The 18,783-nt window shown below is 35.2% G+C and carries 17 protein-coding genes and 1 riboswitch; of the genes, 13 read left to right on the top strand and 4 right to left on the bottom strand.

What is annotated here, in order from left to right; all coding sequences use genetic code 11:
• Positions 1-87 precede the first annotated feature (87 nt).
• The gene (uraA, locus tag HNR27_RS17210; protein ID WP_212919455.1) at positions 88-1,362 is read right to left on the bottom strand and encodes a uracil permease; all 1,275 of its coding nucleotides are present in this window, start codon (positions 1,360-1,362) and stop codon (positions 88-90) included.
• A gap of 288 nt (positions 1,363-1,650) precedes the next feature.
• On the opposite strand from uraA, the gene HNR27_RS17215 reads away from it, so the two are divergent.
• Positions 1,651-2,907, top strand: coding sequence for a SpoIID/LytB domain-containing protein (locus HNR27_RS17215; protein ID WP_429340604.1), 1,257 nt, complete (start codon positions 1,651-1,653; stop codon positions 2,905-2,907).
• Positions 2,908-3,001: 94 nt separating this feature from the next.
• Here HNR27_RS17215 and HNR27_RS17220 read toward each other — a convergent pair whose 3' ends face one another.
• Positions 3,002-3,445, bottom strand: a complete 444-nt coding sequence (locus HNR27_RS17220; protein WP_429340605.1) for a DUF2663 family protein — start codon at positions 3,443-3,445, stop codon at positions 3,002-3,004.
• 158 nt (positions 3,446-3,603) lie between these two features.
• Here HNR27_RS17220 and HNR27_RS17225 point away from each other — a divergent pair, with 158 nt between their 5' ends.
• Together HNR27_RS17225 and HNR27_RS17230 are read left to right on the top strand one after the other, a co-directional pair.
• Positions 3,604-4,815 carry an NAD(P)/FAD-dependent oxidoreductase gene (locus HNR27_RS17225; protein ID WP_212919458.1) on the top strand — a complete coding sequence of 404 codons (1,212 nt, stop codon included), beginning with the start codon at positions 3,604-3,606 and terminating at the stop codon, positions 4,813-4,815.
• 268 nt (positions 4,816-5,083) lie between these two features.
• Positions 5,084-5,941 carry a VanW family protein gene (locus HNR27_RS17230; protein ID WP_429340606.1) on the top strand — a complete coding sequence of 286 codons (858 nt, stop codon included), beginning with the start codon at positions 5,084-5,086 and terminating at the stop codon, positions 5,939-5,941.
• 41 nt (positions 5,942-5,982) lie between these two features.
• On the opposite strand, the gene HNR27_RS17235 is transcribed toward HNR27_RS17230, so the two are convergent.
• The gene (locus HNR27_RS17235) at positions 5,983-6,516 is read right to left on the bottom strand and encodes a YceI family protein (protein WP_212919460.1); all 534 of its coding nucleotides are present in this window, start codon (positions 6,514-6,516) and stop codon (positions 5,983-5,985) included.
• 264 nt (positions 6,517-6,780) lie between these two features.
• Between HNR27_RS17235 and HNR27_RS17240 the strand changes: the two genes are divergently transcribed.
• From HNR27_RS17240 to HNR27_RS17270, 7 genes are all read left to right on the top strand, one after another.
• Positions 6,781-7,035 (top strand): phage holin, encoded by a 255-nt coding sequence (locus tag HNR27_RS17240; RefSeq protein WP_212919461.1) that lies wholly within the window; start codon positions 6,781-6,783, stop codon positions 7,033-7,035.
• The gene (locus HNR27_RS17245) at positions 7,032-8,462 is read left to right on the top strand and encodes an N-acetylmuramoyl-L-alanine amidase family protein (protein ID WP_429340607.1); all 1,431 of its coding nucleotides are present in this window, start codon (positions 7,032-7,034) and stop codon (positions 8,460-8,462) included. Before HNR27_RS17240 ends, HNR27_RS17245 begins: the two co-directional genes overlap by 4 nt.
• A 151-nt stretch (positions 8,463-8,613) precedes the next feature.
• Positions 8,614-10,401, top strand: a complete 1,788-nt coding sequence (locus tag HNR27_RS17250; protein WP_429340608.1) for a M3 family oligoendopeptidase — start codon at positions 8,614-8,616, stop codon at positions 10,399-10,401.
• Between the two features lie 63 nt (positions 10,402-10,464).
• Positions 10,465-10,567, top strand: a riboswitch (TPP riboswitch).
• A gap of 118 nt (positions 10,568-10,685) precedes the next feature.
• The gene (gene thiT / locus HNR27_RS17255) at positions 10,686-11,267 is read left to right on the top strand and encodes an energy-coupled thiamine transporter ThiT (RefSeq protein WP_212919462.1); all 582 of its coding nucleotides are present in this window, start codon (positions 10,686-10,688) and stop codon (positions 11,265-11,267) included.
• A gap of 605 nt (positions 11,268-11,872) precedes the next feature.
• Positions 11,873-12,904, top strand: a complete 1,032-nt coding sequence (locus HNR27_RS17260) for a hypothetical protein (protein WP_429340609.1) — start codon at positions 11,873-11,875, stop codon at positions 12,902-12,904.
• A 269-nt stretch (positions 12,905-13,173) separates the two neighbouring features.
• Positions 13,174-13,668 (top strand): tyrosine-type recombinase/integrase, encoded by a 495-nt coding sequence (locus HNR27_RS17265; RefSeq protein WP_429340610.1) that lies wholly within the window; start codon positions 13,174-13,176, stop codon positions 13,666-13,668.
• Between the two features lie 288 nt (positions 13,669-13,956).
• Complete coding sequence (locus HNR27_RS17270) at positions 13,957-14,901, top strand: hypothetical protein (protein ID WP_429340611.1); 945 nt, start codon at positions 13,957-13,959, stop codon at positions 14,899-14,901.
• 524 nt (positions 14,902-15,425) lie between these two features.
• Here the strand turns inward: HNR27_RS17270 and HNR27_RS17275 are convergent.
• Positions 15,426-15,632, bottom strand: coding sequence for a hypothetical protein (locus HNR27_RS17275; RefSeq protein ID WP_429340640.1), 207 nt, complete (start codon positions 15,630-15,632; stop codon positions 15,426-15,428).
• Here HNR27_RS17275 and HNR27_RS17280 point away from each other — a divergent pair.
• The 3 genes from HNR27_RS17280 (at position 15,552) to HNR27_RS17290 (ending at position 18,694) form a co-directional block, all read left to right on the top strand.
• Entirely contained in the window at positions 15,552-16,010 is a 459-nt protein-coding gene (locus HNR27_RS17280) for an RNA polymerase sigma factor (protein WP_429340612.1), read from the top strand. The two genes, HNR27_RS17275 and HNR27_RS17280, sit on opposite strands and share 81 nt — an antisense overlap.
• Positions 16,000-17,199 carry a DUF4871 domain-containing protein gene (locus HNR27_RS17285; RefSeq protein ID WP_429340613.1) on the top strand — a complete coding sequence of 400 codons (1,200 nt, stop codon included), beginning with the start codon at positions 16,000-16,002 and terminating at the stop codon, positions 17,197-17,199. Before HNR27_RS17280 ends, HNR27_RS17285 begins: the two co-directional genes overlap by 11 nt.
• Before the next feature lie 79 nt (positions 17,200-17,278).
• The gene (locus tag HNR27_RS17290) at positions 17,279-18,694 is read left to right on the top strand and encodes a hypothetical protein (RefSeq protein ID WP_429340614.1); all 1,416 of its coding nucleotides are present in this window, start codon (positions 17,279-17,281) and stop codon (positions 18,692-18,694) included.
• The last annotated feature ends 89 nt before the right edge of the window (positions 18,695-18,783 follow it).

An 18,783-nucleotide genomic window follows, 5' to 3' on the forward strand; every position in this document is an offset into this window, starting at 1 on the left:
GTCAATTCAAAAAGCCCCTTTAGGGGCCACGTTGGTAAAGTGCCCTTATAGGGCGAAACTAAAACCGCCCGTTTTACGGGCGGATAATTATTTTTCGTTTGATAGTTTTACAATATCAAATAGCTTAAACAGTAAGCTTAGTGAAATCCCTACAACAGTTGCAAGTCCCATTCCGGATAGCCCAACTTTTCCAATATGAATGGTTGCTCCACTAATACCAATAACAAGGATTACACAGGTTAGTATTAGGTTTTGTGATTTACTATAATCAACCTTTGCTTCTACTAGCATTCGAATACCACTTGCTGCGATTATTCCGAATAATAGTAAGGAGATCCCTCCAAGTACTGCTGTAGGAATAGATGAAATAAGTGCAGCTAATTTCCCAATAAACGATAGTAAAATTGAGAAGACTGCCGCTCCACCGATAACCCAAGTAGAGTAAACTCTTGTTATTGCTAATACACCAATATTTTCACCGTAGGTAGTATTTGGTGTTGAACCAATAAAGCTGGAAATGATAGTAGAAATACCATTACCTAGAAAAGAACGGTGTAGGCCAGGTTTTTTTGCCAAGTCTTTTTTAACGATATTCGATGTAACAAATAGATGTCCAATATGCTCTGGAATTAGTACAAGTGCTGCTGGAATAATGATTAGGATTGCAGACCAGTTAAATTTCATTTGGTGGAATTCTGGCACCTTAATCCACGCTGCATCCTTAACAGCTGATAAATCTACTAGTCCAAAGAAATAAGCAATAATATATCCGGCAATAAATCCAATTAGAATTGGAATAATTTTAAAGAATCCGCGGAAGGTGACCCATCCTATAACTGTAATACCTAATGTTAATAAAGATACGGTGACAGTAGTAGGATCCATTGTCCAATTTGGATCTCCTGCAGTACTAGCAATTAAGCCTGCTTGACCTGCAGCTACTGGAACAAGCTCTAAACCGATAACCGCAACAATTGCGCCCATCGCCGCTGGTGGAAACAAAACATCAATCCAACTAGTGCCAGCAAATTTAACAATTAATCCTACGAGCGAAAGAATGATACCTACTGCTAAGAATCCACCTAAAGCATAGCCATATCCATATTGAGAGATAACAATTGTTGTTGGTGCAATTAGAGCGAAACTTGATCCTAAGTATGCAGGAATTTGTCCTTTCGTAATCATAATGTAAAGAAGTGTTCCAACACCATTCATTAGTAGAATAGTAGAAGGATTAATTCCGAAAATAATAGGTACTAAAACGTTTGAACCAAACATTGCGAATAAGTGCTGAAAGCTTAAAGGTAAACTTTGAAAAAATGGTAAACGTTGGTCTACTTGAATCTCATCATATTTTGCCATGTAATTCTCTCCCTTTGTAGATTGTTCATCAGTTACCAGGTGAGAGATAATTAGAAAAGCACCTTGCCTACAATAGGCAAGGTGCTCATTCGCATGAAAAACACAAAAATGGATATTCCATTTCTGTTGATAAGACAGCCGGGCTGTCTATTACACCTTGCCAGTCTCACAGGACTGAATTAAAGGTAACCGTATGAACTTAACTAGATAATACACAATGAAGTACAACCATGTCAATCTATTTTTTTACTTATGTATATTTAACTAGACAAAAGAAAAAATAAACCCATGAGATACCCTACATATTTTCTAATAGTCATGCTGTATTTTTTGATTCCAACTGTGACAAGTGCTGAAGATATGGTAATGGTAAAGCTTGTCAATTATGTGGGAAATACGAATGAATTATCGGTTAAAGTCGAAGGGGATTTTTTTAGTTTGGATCCGACGTTTAAGGTAGAGGAGGGAGTAAACTACACGCTACAGCTAGAAAAAGGTAGCATGTATATCATGCAGAAAGGAGAGAAAAAGCAACAACTACATGGTGGTTTGATTTTAGTCCCGGAAACCTATAATCAAAACCATATTATATATATCAATGATCGACCATATTTAGGAGCAATGGAATTTGTGTTAGAAGGTGAAGACGTTATTCGTCCTATCAATCAATTGCCCTTAGAGGACTACTTAAAGGGGGTTGTTCCATTTGAGGTTTATTCGTCATGGGGATTAGAAACGTTAAAGGCACAAACATTAGCCGCTAGAACCTATGCTGTATCGAAAATGGGTCAAGTAATTGATGATACGGTTAGCTATCAAGTATATGGTGGTTACCAGTGGGATGAAAAAACAACAAATGCTGTCCAGGAAACTAGTGGGGAGGTTATTACCTACCGTGACCAATTGATTGAAACATTCTACTCAGCCAGTAATGGTGGTATAACAGAAAATAATGCGAACGTATGGGGCGGCCAAGCGATGAAATATTTTCCTATTAAAGAGGATCCTTATGATCCAGTTAATCCTTGGAAATATTCCCTTCATCAAACACAAATAGATGTTAATACTATTGACTTTGATCAACCGAATTGGTGGGATGAGCTTGAAGAGAAGGATATAAAGATAGCTAATTCGATAAAAAACTGGCTAAACCGCAATGGATATCCAGGTGATATTAAGCTCCTTTCAATTCCGCAATTTGAATTAACAGGTGATAAATTTGCATCTAGTAGAAGTATAAGTGGTTCGATAACGATTACATTTATGCGACGAATAGTTGCAGGAATTATTTTGTTTGAACAGGTCCAATTGGAAGATGTAAATTTAAATCGTATTCGGCCAATGATAGGTGGGACGCTATTTAAGAGCTATTTAATCGATTCTCTACAAGTTAAGAACGGAAGGTATACGATGAATGGGAGAGGTTATGGTCATGGAGTTGGAATGAGTCAGTGGGGGGCACACTATATGGGGGAAAACGGTAAAAATTACAGGGAAATCATCGATTTTTACTACCCTGGAACAACAATAAAGGAATTCCAATGAAAATAGTATAAACAGAGGAGAATGCTCCTCTGTAAATGAAGATTTTGCTGTTGAACAAAAGTCATTATTGGTTCCTTATGAAGATAGATGATGATTATTTATTTTTAACATATAAATTGATGTCATATTCACCTTTCATCATTTTCTTGATGATCGGTACCTTGTCTTGCAGATTCATATCCTTTGAGTCATTTAAATAGTCGATTACTTCAGCACGAACTCTATTTAATTTATCCTTTTCTTTCTTCAACTTTTTTTGATAATAATGGAAATAGGAAAATGTTAAGGCAATGACACTAAAAATAATAAGATACAGTGGATTTAGTAAGATGCTAGCAAATGTTGAAAATGGATCTAACATCGTATGTAAATCGTTCATATTAAGATATACAAATAATCCTAAAAGAAGTAATAATGTCACAATTAGATACATGTCTCTTAGTCTCTTATACTTATCCTTTTTATTTTTCCTCTTAATAACAGCGTTTAAGATGTTTTCTGTTTCAGAAGATAAATTTTTAATATCTCTTAGTGGCATTTTACATTCCTCCCTCATTCATGTTTATGCTTGTTCATCTGTTATTAAGCCTGTATTTTCATGAAATGCCTGACTAGATATCGGATAAAAATGAGTAGGTTAAGCATACTACTAGATAGTAACTCATTAATGAAAAGATAAAATAAAGGGTGGATAATATGAATACAACACCTCGTATTGTAGTATTAGGTGCAGGCTATGCAGGGATGATGACAACTAAAAAGCTAATGAAATATCTTTCACCAGAAGAAGCTGAGATTGTGCTAGTCAATAAACATAATTATCACTATCAAACGACTTGGCTACATGAAGTAGCAGCAGGAACTATTAATCAAAACCAGGTACGTATTATGATCCGCGATATTATAAGTCCAAATCGGGTTCGATTGATTTATGATACCGTAGAGGAAATCGTTACCGATGAAAAAATAGTAAAGCTGGAAAACAGTGAAATACCTTATGATTATTTGGTGATTTCTTTAGGATTTGAAACGAATACCTTTGGAATAAAAGGAATGGATGAGCACGCTTTTTTTATTGAGAGTTTTGATCAATGCCAATTGATACGAGAACATATCGAATATCAATTCGCCAACTATAAGAACCATCCAGAGGCTGATGAATCTAGCTTAACGATACTAGTTGGAGGGGGTGGCTTTACTGGGATTGAATTTATTGGTGAGCTTGTCGAAAGAATACCGAACTTATGCAGAAAATATGATATTGAACGTAAAAAAGCGAAAATAATTAATGTGGAAGCCGCTCCTTCTATCTTACCGAGTTTTGATCCGGATTTGGTCCAATACGCGAAAAAATCATTACAAGATCGTGGAGCAGAAATCATGGAGGGTACTAGAATCCAAGAGTGTACGGAAGAAGGATTTATTGTTGGCGATAATAATGAGCTTATCAAGGCAGGTACAATTGTTTGGACTGGTGGTGTGACAGGGAACTCAGTTTTAGGTAAGTCTGGCTTTGAACTAACTAAAGGAAAAGTGACTGTAAATGGAGACTTGCGTGCGCCTGGCTATGAGAATGTCTTCATTCTTGGTGATTGTGCATGGGTTATGAACAAAGAGGATAATCGCCCATACCCGCCTACAGCACAGGCTGCTATGCAACATGCTATAACATGTGCGAAAAACATCAGAGCACTTCTTCATAATGGTACACTAGAGGAATTTACATTTCATGATAAAGGTACAGTTGCTAGTTTGGGTGTTACAGATGGAATGGGTACAGTTTTTAATGGAAAAAAACTATATGGAAAGACAGCTGCAGCAATGAAGAAGGTTGTGGATGATCGCTATTTATTTTTACTAGGTGGTCCACATCTCCTCTTGAAAAAAGGAAAGATTCGACCATTTTAAACGATGTAAAAGGGGTGTACTAATTTTGAAAAGGGTATTTGTTTGGATAGCTGCCGTTATTGCAGCGTTGATTGGATATCGGTGGGCTTGCCAGACCTTAGAGGATAAAAGGGATTTTCGTTAATATGAAATTAATTGTTGTATATACATTAATTGCAAATGAAAATATAAAAATTGCTTTGTGACACCTTACATAAACTTGTAGGGTGTTTTTTCCTATACATGAAAAAGAAAAAAAGTTGAATACTACATGTAGGAGGGATAATAGATGAAAAGGACGCTTTTATTAATCATATTGCTATTATGTTTTACCAATAAGGTTCATGCAAATGAACTAATAATCACGGATAAAAACATGAATGAAACAATTAGACGAGATGATTTTTCATTAAGTCTATTTGATGATATTTTTGTTGATCGTGAAAAATTGGATGTTCTATTGAATCGATTAGAAGAACAAGTTTATCAACCTCCTACAAATGCAAAATTTGATGACTCATGGAAGCTAATACCGGAAAAGAATGGTCAGAAGTTGGATCGAATAAATTTCAAAAAGTTTTTTTATGAGTTTTTTTATAGTGATGTCTCCTTTGAGATGAAAATTCCGAAGAAAAACGTCTATCCAAAGGTTGATAGCGAATTATTATCCGATATTCGATCAAATGAAATAGGAAGTTATGTGACGTATTACCGACCAAGTAATAAAGAGCGTTCACATAACATAAAGCTAGCAGCAGAAGCAATTAACAATGTAGTCGTGTTTCCAGGTGAGAACTTTTCCTTTAATAAGGTTGTCGGTAAACGTACAAAGGAGAAAGGGTATTTACGTGCACCAGTCATTGTAAGAGGAGAGCTATCAGAGGATATTGGTGGAGGAATCTGTCAAGTTTCTTCAACTTTATTTAATGCTGTCTCTTTAAAGGGAATAGAAATTGTTGAGCGATATTCGCACAGTCGAAATGTTCCATATGTTCCTCCTGGCAAGGATGCAACTGTAAGCTGGTGGGGACCTGATTTCATCTTTAGGAATGAATACAGTCATCCTATCTTGATTAGGGCAAAAGCAATCGATGGAAAAATGATTGTCCGTATTTTTTCATCAGAGCATATAAGAACACATGAATAGGGACTATCCATCTTTGCTATTTAGATGGGTAGTCCCTTTGATTATGCTTGTTTATGTGCTTCAAGCTCAATATTAATTTTTACATCTTCCCCTACAAGAACACCACCTGTTTCAAGTGCTGCATTCCATACAAGGCCAAAATCTTTACGGTTTAGCTTACTCGTCCCGCTAAATCCGGCAACTTCATTTCCCCATGGATCTTTGTTAACACCCTCCATAGTGACATCGAAGGTAACTGGCTTAGTTACGCCACGTAGGGTTAAGTCACCAGTTACATCATAATTATTGCCAGATTTTTTCTTTATTTCTGTTGCAACAAAAGTCATTTTAGGATGATTCTCCATATCAAAAAAGTCATTGGAGCGCAAATGATTGTCGCGGTCCTCATTTCGTGTATCTATACTATTTATGTTTACACTAAATTCAATCTTTGCATCTGTTAAATCATTTGGGTCTGCCTCTACTACCGCTTCAAAATCGTTAAATACCCCTCTTACCTTTGAAATCATCATGTGCTTTACAGTGAACTCTAATGAACTATGACTTTTGTCTACTGTCCATACTGATTTTGTCATTTTAAATTCCTCCTAAACTTATGTTTTAATTCTTACTTACTTTATGTAACTAAGTATATTACCATAATGAAATTTAGTCAAGTGTCTTTAATTAAATTATTATTAATTAAGGGTAAATATTCTTAGATTTAATGACTCGATTGTCACTTTTGACGACTTGAAAACGATTTTTATTGATAGAAAGTCATTTCTGGTTAACAGTCGACACATCTAAGGGGAGAAATGAAAACAATATTATATACGAAAAAGGAGGTGAAATAAATAATGGACAAAGGTACTGTGGTTAGAACGTCTATTTTGTTTGTAGCAATTATAAACCAAATACTTGTTATTTTTGGAAAATCACCACTGCCGATTGATAGTGAGTTATTAGAACAAGTTGTTTCTTCACTTTTTACGATAATTACTGCACTAATTACGTGGTTTAAAAATAACTATATAACGAAGAGAGGTATAGAACAGAGGGATGCATTACGAGAAAAGGGATTAATTAAGACAAAGGAGAGGAAACAAAAATGATAAAACCAATCTTAATCATTGATCCTGGTCATGGCGGTAATGATCCTGGTGGTGGTACTAATAAATATTGGAAAGAAAAGGATTTAACATTAAAGATTTCTTTATATCAATATAAGCGTTATAAAGAACTAGGGGTGCCAGTAGCAATAACAAGAACGACTGACAAAAGCTTATCACCTGACGAGAGAACTCGGATTGTTCGAGAAAGTGGGGCGAAATATTGTCATTCCAATCATATTAATGCTGGTGGCGGTGATGGTGCTGAGGTAATTCATTCGATTTATGATGGAAAAGCCATGGCTGAGAAGATAGGAGAAGAATTAAGGAAAGCAGGACAGAATATTAGACGAATTTTTACTAGAACATTACCGGGTAATTCTAGCCAAGATTATTATTTTATGATAAGGGAGACTGGTTCTGTTGTAACCAATATCATTGAATATGGATTTGCTGATTCTCGTAATGATGATGTACAACAACTACAAAATCATCATTTAGATTTTGCAGAGGCGGTAGTGAAAGCATTTTGCGAATATACAGGATACAAGTATAAAAGGCCTTCTGGAGAAATAGATCAGGTTGAAATTCCAATTCGACCGGTACCACCTCCGATTTCTGGGGGGAATACTGGAGGAACAGGTGAGTATATTCACTTACCTGCATCAGAAAGCTCATGGAGAGTATATCCACTTGATGTTTCTCCTACAAAAGGAAATGAATCTGGCTTCTTAAATCCGAAAAAGTTTGGTGGACTAACCTACAAAATATTAGGTCAGAGCACACCTAATGTATTTATTATCAATACTAGTGATTTTGGAAAGGTACAAATTTATGGTCATCCAAGTACTGGAGCCGTAGTGAATAAGAGCAGTAGTCAGAGTAAGGGAGGAACTGTGAATTCGAACACAGAATCTAATCAATATGCTGGTAAACACTTGCATTTGCCGAAAAAAGAAAGTTCTTGGAGAGTATATCCGTTAGGTGTAGCACCAGTAAAAGGGAATGAAATTGGCTTCCTAAATCCAGCAAAGTTTGGAGGTCTAACATATGAAATTTTAGGGAGGAGCCAGTCTAACGTTTATATTATCCAAACAAGCGATTATGGAAGGGTGCAAATTTATGCCGCTCCGAGTACTGGTGCAACAATTAGTGAGGATAATAATACTGGTGAAAATGCTAATAAAAATTCTACCGATACTAGGTATTTGCACTTACCTGCCTCTGAGAGCTCGTGGAGAGTATATCCAATAGGTGTAGCACCAGTAAAAGGAAATGAAAAAGGATTTTTAAACCCAGCAAAATTTGGTGGGCTAACTTATCAGATTTTAGGAAGCACGCAAGCAAATGTATATATTATTCAAACGAAGGATTATGGTAGAGTTCAAATTTATGCAGGACCGAGTACTGGTGCTACAGTATCAAACTAAAGAATAAAGACAGCCCTCTTCTAAGGATATAGAAGAGGGATTTATTTCGGTTTAAAAATATTTCGATTTCCAAAGTATTTTTAGTGAAAAGTGAATAATTTATTGTTAATATAATAATTAGTTTAAATTTTTTAAATTAGGGAGAGATTCGATGCAAGAAACTAGGGGATACGAGAAAACTTGGGATTTAGACGTGATATTTCCTGGAGGTAGTGAGTCAAAGGAATTTGAAGACTATCTACAAAAGTTAGAAAGCAAAATGAAGGATCTATCAAACTCGGTTAATTATTATGACCCAAAAGGTCAAAATTCAGCACTTGAATTAGTGGAAATTGTTACTATTCTTGAGGCTACGATGAAGAAACTACGAGAATCATTCGCATTCATTAGTTGTCTGAGTGCTCAAAATGTAAAGGATGTTGGGGCAAATCTATTAACAGGAAGACGCAGCACATTAGGTGCCAAGATGGGAAGTATACAAACCATTCTAAATCAAAAATTAGCAATTATCCCTGAGGAAAAATGGTTAGAGATAGTAAACCATGAATCTTTGCAGGATATTTCCTTTGTATTAAATGAAAGGCGAGAAGCTGCGCAAGAGTTGCTGTCCTCTGAACAAGAAATATTATTGAATGATTTATCTGTTGATGGATACCATGCATGGGGACAAATGTATGAGACGATCGTAGGGAATATGACTGTAGAATTGGAAGAGAACGGAGCACTAAATTTATATTCTATTGGTCAAGCCTCCAATAAATTAAGTAGTCCAGATCCGGAATTTCGTAAATATGTATTCGAGCAAATTAGTAAGGCTTGGGAGAAAAATATTGATTTATTTGGGCAAACATTAAATCATTTAGCTGGATTTCGTTTACAAAAGTATAAACATCGCGGATGGGACAATGTATTAAAAGAACCTCTTTCTATGAACCGAATGAATCAGGAAACTTTAGATGCAATGTGGAATGCGATAACAAAAAATAAACACCATTTTGTAAAGTATTTAACGAAAAAGGCAGAGCTACTTGGGAAGGACAAACTAAGTATTTATGATATTAATGCCCCTTTAACGAAAACAGTTAAAACTGTTTCATTCACGGAAGGTGCAAATTTTATAATGAAACATTTTAGAGAGTTTAGTCCGAAGATGGCAAACTTCGCAAAAATGGCCTTCGAAAAAAGATGGATTGAAGCAGAAGACCGTCCAGGAAAGCGACCTGGTGGATTTTGTACAAGCTTTCCAGACAGTGAACAAACACGAGTGTTTATGACATACTCAGGAACTTCCTCGAATATTTCCACACTCGCTCATGAGCTTGGACATGCATATCATCAATATGTCATGAACGATGTACATGGTTTAAATCAAGGGTATGCGATGAACGTTGCGGAGACAGCTTCCACGTTTGCAGAGATGATTGTAGCAGATGCATCTGTCTTAAATGCTAAAGATAAACAAGAAAAGCTAGAATTACTAGAAGATAAAGTTCAGCGAAGTATTGCCTTCTTTATGAATATTCATGCTAGATTCGTATTTGAGACACGTTTTTATGAGGAGCGTAAGAAAGGAATCGTGTCAGTTAAAAGACTTAATGAGTTAATGCTAGATGCACAGAAAGAGACCTACTGTGAGGCGCTTGAGGAGTATGACCCTGCATTTTGGGCATCAAAATTACATTTCCATATTACGTCAACTCCTTTTTACAACTTCCCATATACCTTTGGTTACTTATTTAGCCTAGGTATCTATGCACATGCGAAAAGAAGTAATGAGAGTTTTGAAGACAACTATATTGCATTACTACGTGACACGGGTCGGATGAAGGTAGAAGATCTTGCATGGAAGCACCTAAAGGTAGACTTAACAAAATCTGACTTCTGGGAAGCTGCAATGGAACTTTGTGTTAAAGATGTAGAGGAGTTTATTTCATTATAACGAGATAAAATTGCTAAATATACAAAATTAAGCTACAATAACGGTAGCAAAAAAAGTGAAAATGAAGTCCACAGGGGGAGCCTTATGGCTGAGAGTGAACAATTTTGTTCTGACCCTTTGAACCTGTTAGTTAGTACTAGCGTAGGGATGGTGGCTTTTTTGATGGATAGTAAAGCAGTGTGAGCGGAATTCCCCATCAGGAAGCTTCCCCTTGGCATCTGCTTTTTTTGTGTTTAAAAATCTATTTACTAGATTTTTAGATTACATTAGGGGAGGAAATAGGTGTGAGTTCAAAACGCACATTATTTTTAGTTGAAGTTGCAATTTTTACTGCATTCGCTTTATTGTTGGATATAATACCATTTTTATCGTTTAAAATATGGGGTCAAGGTGGTTCCATTTCGTTTGCAATGATTCCGGTATTTATCGTTGCCTTTCGCTGGGGGATGAAGGGAGGACTCCTATCGGGTTTTTTGTGGGGGATACTACAAATAGCTCTCGGAGTGGCAGATATGTACTTTTTCTGGCAGATTGTTATTGAATATGGATTAGCCTTTACTGTATTAGGTTTTGCAGGTGCAGTTTCTAAACCTGTACAACAAGCTATTAAAGCAGGAAATATAAAGAAGAGTTTTGTCTATATTATGGCCGGGGTGTTTATTGGATCAGCATTACGTTTTCTCTGTCACTTCTATGCAGGAATCGTATTCTTCGCTCAATGGATGCCAGAAGGCTGGAGTAATATATGGATATATTCCCTAGTCTACAATATTTCCTATATGTTCCCATCATTTATATTATGTACGATAATAGTATTCTTCTTATTTAGTAAGCAGCCAAGAACTTTATTGCGTACAGCCGTATAGAAAAGTATTTCCGCTCACCAACTAGGATAGCTAATTAGGCTATCCTTTTTATCTATTTCCGGTAGTTAATCCTTCATTAGAAAGGCCTTATTTATTCGTTTTGACTTATAATAGTTAAAAAGGAGTGTAAGAAAATGAAGGAATTAGTTGGTAAGTGTGCTAAGTGTAATAAGGAGATATATTGTGAAAATGGATTTTTAAACGGCGTTCATGAAAATGGTAAGCTAACATGCTTTAAATGCACCGAGCAATAAAAATAAAAAATTAGAAATGCGGAGAAAGGGCAATGAACCACTCAGAAATTGAATATCACTGCTTAAGCATGGGTCATTTCTGAGGTTTTTTAACCGAACTAACTATTTGAATTTATGGTTACTTAAAACACTTTTAGTTTAGAGCCTCTTATGTACTCCTTTTACACCTCTATTTATTTTCTTCTTGATGAACATATACATTAAATTATCCAAATGTTGTAACTTTTTTAAGTGTCATTACGTTTTCCAAGTAAGAAGGGGGGATGCTAGTGGAAAGTTTGATAATAGCGTGTTGACGAGTGGGTGTGGCTCGGTAAACGTCGTATTTTGAAAATTCTTAGTAGGTACCGCGTGAGTACTGTACGACACTTAGAAATTAAAATTAGTGAAGCTGGGCCCACTAATATGCGTGTGGAGCCTGCTGTTCTTCAAGACTCTTTAAAATCTTTACTTAAACAAGGAGAGGTAATCGAAGTAGATACAGTTCAAACTGGAAACTTAAAATTTTATGGTTTAAATGATTTTGGTAAGCCAGGAGATATAGCTCGGTTAAGAGCTTTTAAAGATTGGCACAATATGTTTTTGAACTTTTCGCAGAAGAATGAACACTGTGGGCTAATTTTAGAAAAATTGCTATTTGATACAGTAGACAATGATCTATATCACGTAATAGGAGCCGGTCCACAATTTGATGATAATGGTGATTTGATAAAATTACCTGGTGCAGAAGTGCTGTCATATGGCGGAAAGTTAATATATAAGGTGGAATCAGGTGCTGGTTTTGACCAATTTTTAATTCACAAAGATACAGACATTCCAATGGGTATAGAAGCCAAAAATAAAAGAGAGTGGATTTACCCTGCATCTCTTGAAGTTTGGAGAATGATAGCACGAGCGTGTACTTTGGAATGTTTACCAATTCTTGTATCAAGGAAGTTATCATATATTACACGAGCAGGATTCTTTAGTAATTTTGGTATACTAGGTTTTCAGTCACAATTCCAATACTTTTCTAATTCAGTAAATGCTTTATCCAAGTATAGATTCAAGCAGAACGTTATAGCAAAAGAGCGTTTAGGTTTTGCCGACATTAAATTGGTCAAGCCTACAGATACGCCACCTAATCACTTCCTACATTTTTTTAATAATATCTTACCCGCCCATGTTGAAACTTACTACAATAAATTCATGGAAAATAAGGATATACTATCAAAATATGCTATTGAAAAAGGAATGGCAGAAAATAATATGTCCCAACGTGACAGATATAAACTTTACCAAGAATTTAAAGAAGAAGCTGAATATGAAGATATAGATTGGGAAGAAAATAATGCCGAAACAGACCCATTTGATGATGGAGAAGATCAATTTGAATTTAAGTGATAAATCTTCAAAAGACACCCGAAAACTTACATTCAAAGGGGTCTTTTTTTTACCCCTTTGAATGTAAGTTTTTGCATATTTTCTTACATTAATTTCATTGTATTTATTGTGTTTATCCAAATTCCGGATTATGATAAGATCACCTTTCAAAAAACATACATTCAAAACCCTATTTTAAAAAGGGTTGTAAAAGGAGGCTAAACATCATCACAACACAGAATCAAATAAAAGATGTGCAACCGATCCGTAACAAAGAGAAGCTGGAGGATATGAAATGGGCGTTAAAACGTTTCTGCCTGGAAAGAGACTACATAATGTTTCTTATTGGGATAAATACTGGTCTTAGAGTATCAGATATTCTGGCATTAAAAGTATCTGACGTGAAACGAAAGAAAAGGATCATCATAAAAGAAGGTAAAACGAAAAAAACTCGTACCATTAACTTAACTAATATTTATGATGAAATACAAAGTTATGCCAAGACCGTTGATTCAAAGTGGTTGTTTCCTTCCAGGAAAGGGGATAAACCAATATCGACTACACAAGCATATAGGCAATTACAAAAGGCTGCAGATATGGCAGAGATTGAAAGTGTCGGTACACATACAATGAGGAAAACATTTGGCTACTGGTACTACAAACAAACGAAAGATGTTGCACAATTGCAGAAAATACTAAATCATCACCACCCTGAGGTAACAATAGATTATATTGGTATCACGGATGAAGAAATAGAAAACGAACTGAACGAATTTGTTCTATAGGTGATTCCTAAAGGAAATCTAGAAAGGTAAATACATTAATATTAGATGGTAAGATTCAATTGGAGTACTGACCCTATAAAGGTTGGTGCTTTCTTTTTATGCTCTTTTACAATATATAACCTCTTATTTTTTCGAAATACTTAAATATTTTCACAGGAAAGTAGGAAAGTTTTTTGGGGTTTAATCCTACTAAAGTCCCTCAACTTTCCCAACTTTTTACACTTCTATTTCTGATAAAATTAAACTGTAGTGGTAATAAAATTCAAAATAAACAGGGAGGAAGAAAAATTGAAAAAAATCAAGCCATTAATCATTGCACCATTCGCATTACTATTAATACTATTAATATCGTTACCAGTAAGTGCCGAGGAATCTGAATTAAATTTAACACAAGGTCAGATAAATGAATTAAAGAAAAAAGGTTTTGACGAAGACCTAATTAAATCATACATATTATCTGGTGATACTTTTAGTGACCTTATGAAAATGGAAGTTCTATCTGAGGACACTAAGTATTATAAAGTCACTGAATATGTTCCAGAACAAAATAGTTTTAAACTAGATAGCGTAGAGACTTTAAGTCCAGAAAAATTAGAGGATAAATATGCTTCAATGACTAAAGTTGAAGAAATTAGTTATGAAGAATTTAGGGCAGCACAAGATGCAATTGAAAATAAGTCGACCGGTGTAATTAATACCATGGCTAGTAGCGATTCTCATTGGACATCTTACAAATCTATGAAAACTACTATAACTAAGCAACAAACAGACCGTTGGAGAGTAAGTAATTATGTGAATTGGTTACAAGCAGCAAAATATACAGATACTGATATAATAGGAGTAGGACTTAATGACAATACTTCACCTATTAGAGGTACAGAATATGGTTATCAAATATATGAGTCAGCTATAACTGGATCAGGTGGGGATACCATATATTATTATAGTGGTAGCGGTAATTGGAATAGATCAGGTGATTACGGTCTACGGGTTAATTTAAAAGATGATACTTTGAGCAGTAACTGGAGACATAAAATCTATATGCAGTATTCTATTGAACCAAATGTTAACAATCTACGTTTAGTAGATGCATATGGTCATTATGCTCACCAGGAGAAGTTTTGGTCTATTACGCCATCTTTTTCTATTAGAGCTGCAGATTTAACTATCGCAGCAAATCATGAAACTAAGTTTTCAAAACACCCTAATACTCATGCACAAGTATATAGATAAGACATTCTTTGGATAAGAGGGGAAACTATGAACAAATTTATATTACCACACATGTATTTATTTTTTGGTGTTATCTGTTTCATTTTAATTGAAACAGGCTCTGCAAGTGGTGAATTATATACATTATCACTTTACATTTCAATCGCTTTTATGTTGATTGGATTAATATGGATTTTAATTTTATTGTTTAATAAATCAAAAAGGTAATAAAAAACATGTGTACTTTATTGTACACATGTTTTTTTATTACCTTAGATCTCTAAGTCGATATTCCATACAAACAATCAGAGTATATATGTTTAATTAACTCTTGTTTCTCTGAAAAACCTTCGCTTTTTTCTATTCAAAACGGTTAGATAGTATTTCTAAATTTGTTTCAATACTTTTCAATTTAACCCCAACAGCATAATGGTTTTTATTACTATAGTAAAATTCCGTTGGGAATTGAATACTCCTTTCTATCAATCCCTTATCATGTATCACTGCAATATCTAACACATGTAGAACAATTTTATAAATATGTTCTAGGTCTTGATATAAAATCGCGGTAACGAAACAGAAATGATTAATTTCGCTATTTTATAAATATTATATATTATCTTTACTAATTGTACCTTTACTGTTTTATAACCAATTATAACAATAATAGGGTGCCTTTCCATGATATACCTGATATTACCCAAGAAGTCTTTATCCGTATATTTCGTTTTAGCAACCGGTTTGATGGCCAATCATTTACCTCTTGGTTATATAAAGTTACGATGAACATTGTAAAGGACTATGGAAGAAAGCAAAAGAGTCTGGGGATTATTCAGAGTAGATATAAGAATAATCATGACATTCTACAAGAACAGTATGTGCAAGTAGAAATGCAAATTTTAAAACAAGAAGATGATATTTTATTACATCAAAGTATTCAACGATTACCAGATCGGAATAAAATCCCAATAATTCTTTTTTATTTTCATGATTTAACGTATGAGGAGATTGCAAAAGTTACCGGTTCCAAGCTTTCTACAGTAAAAGTAAGGATACACCGTGGAAAAAAGATGTTGGTTGAGGAATGGAAAAAAACGAATCATAATGGAGGGATTCCATTTGGAACATAAAAAATTTGACGTAAAAATGAAGAAATTAAAAGCCACTTATGATGAACTCCCAACTCAAACAGATAAAGAAAGGATTATGAGACAAATTAGGGATGATAAAAAACCAAAATATCCTTTTCAAATTTTTCGATATGCTGGTGTAGCAATTAGCTTTTGTCTGTTTATCCTACTAGCACTTCCATTTTTTAACCAAGAAATTAAGAACCAAGGAACGATAGAAGAGGATTTTGTGCTTTCTTTGTCTGATGTAAAGGTAGAAATATATTCTGATGAATCCAAATTTGGCTCCATAGATATTGGAAATGATAAGCACATCCCCACAGTAATTGAATACCAATTAACACTCCATAATGAAGGTAATCAGAGTATGGGCAGCCTAAGCTTTGATAAAGAAAAAAATCAAGAACAAGGTCTCCGTATCGAAATAGAACCCCAAGAACCATTGAGACAAAGTATGCTAGATGTTTTCGGACAGGATATTATAAATGGAAATGACCTTGGTAATGGGGCAACAGGTGATAGTAGATTGAAAGCAGATAAAAAAGGAAGCTTTACACGTTATTATCTACTAGGTACGGAGGACGATATTTCAGGATTATCTAAGCTACCTCCAAAGGGAAAACTTAATGAGCTTGAGAATAACGCATTATATGCGGATGTAATTGTTTATCTTGGGGAAAATCGTATTGCTCGTTTTGACTTAAGTGATTATATTAGGCTTAATTCTAATATTGCTGAGAAGGAAAAATGGAGGGAGAGTCCTAAATTTTCTATTCCGGTCGAGTTCGGGGAGGAGAAAACCCCGGGAGAATACGGTTTGGTCGGTAAGGAAGGAAAGTTTGGAATTCAAATTGGTTCAGGAGAGAAGGGGGAACTGGAATATTACAACTTTATCGCAAACGTACCTAATAAAAATATGTGGTACTTTTGGAAGGTCGATGAATCTATGAGTGGAAATTTGAAAGTGTTTGCCACTGATGAAAACGGCAAAAAACATCCAGTATTAATGAAGAACGGTTACTCCTCCTGGGATGCTGGATACGGGATTGATTCTGTTTCCCAAAATAATGAAAATGAAATTATGCTTCATACTGGTATGATATTCCCCTCGGCTGGTCAATGGAAATTAGATGTTTACTTTGGAGACAAATGGTATGATGAATTATTTATTACTGTAGAAGAAGAATAGGGCAATTTATAAATCTTCCTCTCACCGCTGTGTATGGCCACGCATAGGCTATAGCACAATAGTAGAGAGGAAGATGAATGTGGAGCTAACGTTTACCCATTGGTTATATGGTATTTTTACCTTAGTCATTATTATTACAATGATATTTCGTAAAGGTGTTGTACTACCAACATTATTAGGTACGTTTATTATTGCTTGGGTATATAAGGGCAATATAGTAGACGGATTTACAGCTATATTTCATGCGAATCTAGTTGCAGCACAAGAATTATTTAGCATTTTCTTAATTATTACCTTTATGCTTGCTCTACTAAATTCATTAAAGGACTTAGGTGCTGATGTAAGAATGATTCAACCGATACAGAAAGTAATGGTTAATGGCCATGTCTCCTTTTTTGTCCTAGTTGGAGTAACCTACGCAATTTCGTTGTTCTTTTGGCCAACTCCTGCTGTTCCGCTAATTTGTGCATTATTAGTCCCGGCAGCAGTAAGAGCAGGTCTTCCAGCAATTACAGCTGCAGTAGCGGTTGCTTTAGCAGGGCAGGGAATGGCATTATCCTCAGACTATATTGTCCAGGTAGCTCCTAGTCTTTCTGCTACTGCTGCAGGTACATCGACTAGCTTAGTAGCAGATAAAGCGCTATTGCTATCCATTATTGCAGGTGGTATTGCTATCTTATTAGCCTACACGATGTATAGAAAATCAATTCGTTCAAAGAACAATCCACAGAATCAAGTCGACCTAAAAACACTTAATAGGAGTGAAGAAACAAAAAATGTGGCAATTACAGAAAATTTAACAAAATGGAGCAAAGTATTTGCTGTTTTTGTACCCTTATCTTTATTAGTCGTCGTTATCTATATGATGTATAACAAGCTATATACAGGAAGTGGAGGTCTAGTAGGGGGAGATGGAGCCGCTTTTGTGGGCGGGGTGGCTGTTATTTTATTACTTCTTTCGACTATCGCATTCGGTAAACACCATGCGCTAGACTATATTACCAATCATATAACAGACGGCTTTGTTTTTGCCTTTAAAGCAATGGGACCAGTAATTCCTATTGCGGGATTTTTCTTTTTGGGTAGTGGTGATTTTTCTGGAAGTATTTTAGGCGTAGAGGAAGGTCCGACATTTTTATTTGGCTTAGTAGAAGCAACTCAGGAATTTCTACCGCAAAGTGCTTTATTTGCAGCATTTAGCATGTTAATTATTGGTATCATTACAGGACTTGACGGATCTGGGTTTTCTGGGCTGCCATTGACTGGAGCTTTAGCTGCATCATTAGAGACCAGTGGTATCGATACAGAAACGCTTGCAGCTATTGGACAAATGGGAGCTATATGGACTGGTGGTGGAACTATAATTGCATGGTCATCCCTTATTGCCATTGCTGGGTTTTGTGGCGTATCTGTTATGGAATTAGTAAGAAAAAACTTCGTACCTGTTATCGTAGGATTATTAGTGATGACAGTGGTTGCAGTATTTTTTCTGTGATATAGGGAATACAGCCGTGTTGTCGAAAGAAATCCTTCATTTAGAGAAATCATGATACAACAGTTGTTTAAAAGATTGAAAACCAATAA

Origin of the sequence: Ornithinibacillus bavariensis (genome assembly GCF_050433565.1) — a bacterium.
In the GTDB taxonomy this organism is placed as follows: Bacteria; Bacillota; Bacilli; order Bacillales; family Amphibacillaceae; genus Ornithinibacillus; species Ornithinibacillus bavariensis.

Bases quoted from the DNA above. Each gene is read 5' to 3' on its own strand.
- uraA (WP_212919455.1), bottom strand. From the start codon at position 1,362: ATGGCAAAATATGATGAGATTCAAGTAGACCAACGTTTACCATTTTTT.
- HNR27_RS17215 (WP_429340604.1), top strand. From the start codon at position 1,651: ATGAGATACCCTACATATTTTCTAATAGTCATGCTGTATTTTTTGATT.
- HNR27_RS17220 (WP_429340605.1), bottom strand. From the start codon at position 3,445: ATGCCACTAAGAGATATTAAAAATTTATCTTCTGAAACAGAAAACATC.
- HNR27_RS17225 (WP_212919458.1), top strand. From the start codon at position 3,604: ATGAATACAACACCTCGTATTGTAGTATTAGGTGCAGGCTATGCAGGG.
- HNR27_RS17230 (WP_429340606.1), top strand. From the start codon at position 5,084: ATGAAAAGGACGCTTTTATTAATCATATTGCTATTATGTTTTACCAAT.
- HNR27_RS17235 (WP_212919460.1), bottom strand. From the start codon at position 6,516: ATGACAAAATCAGTATGGACAGTAGACAAAAGTCATAGTTCATTAGAG.
- HNR27_RS17240 (WP_212919461.1), top strand. From the start codon at position 6,781: ATGGACAAAGGTACTGTGGTTAGAACGTCTATTTTGTTTGTAGCAATT.
- HNR27_RS17245 (WP_429340607.1), top strand. From the start codon at position 7,032: ATGATAAAACCAATCTTAATCATTGATCCTGGTCATGGCGGTAATGAT.
- HNR27_RS17250 (WP_429340608.1), top strand. From the start codon at position 8,614: ATGCAAGAAACTAGGGGATACGAGAAAACTTGGGATTTAGACGTGATA.
- HNR27_RS17265 (WP_429340610.1), top strand. From the start codon at position 13,174: ATGAAATGGGCGTTAAAACGTTTCTGCCTGGAAAGAGACTACATAATG.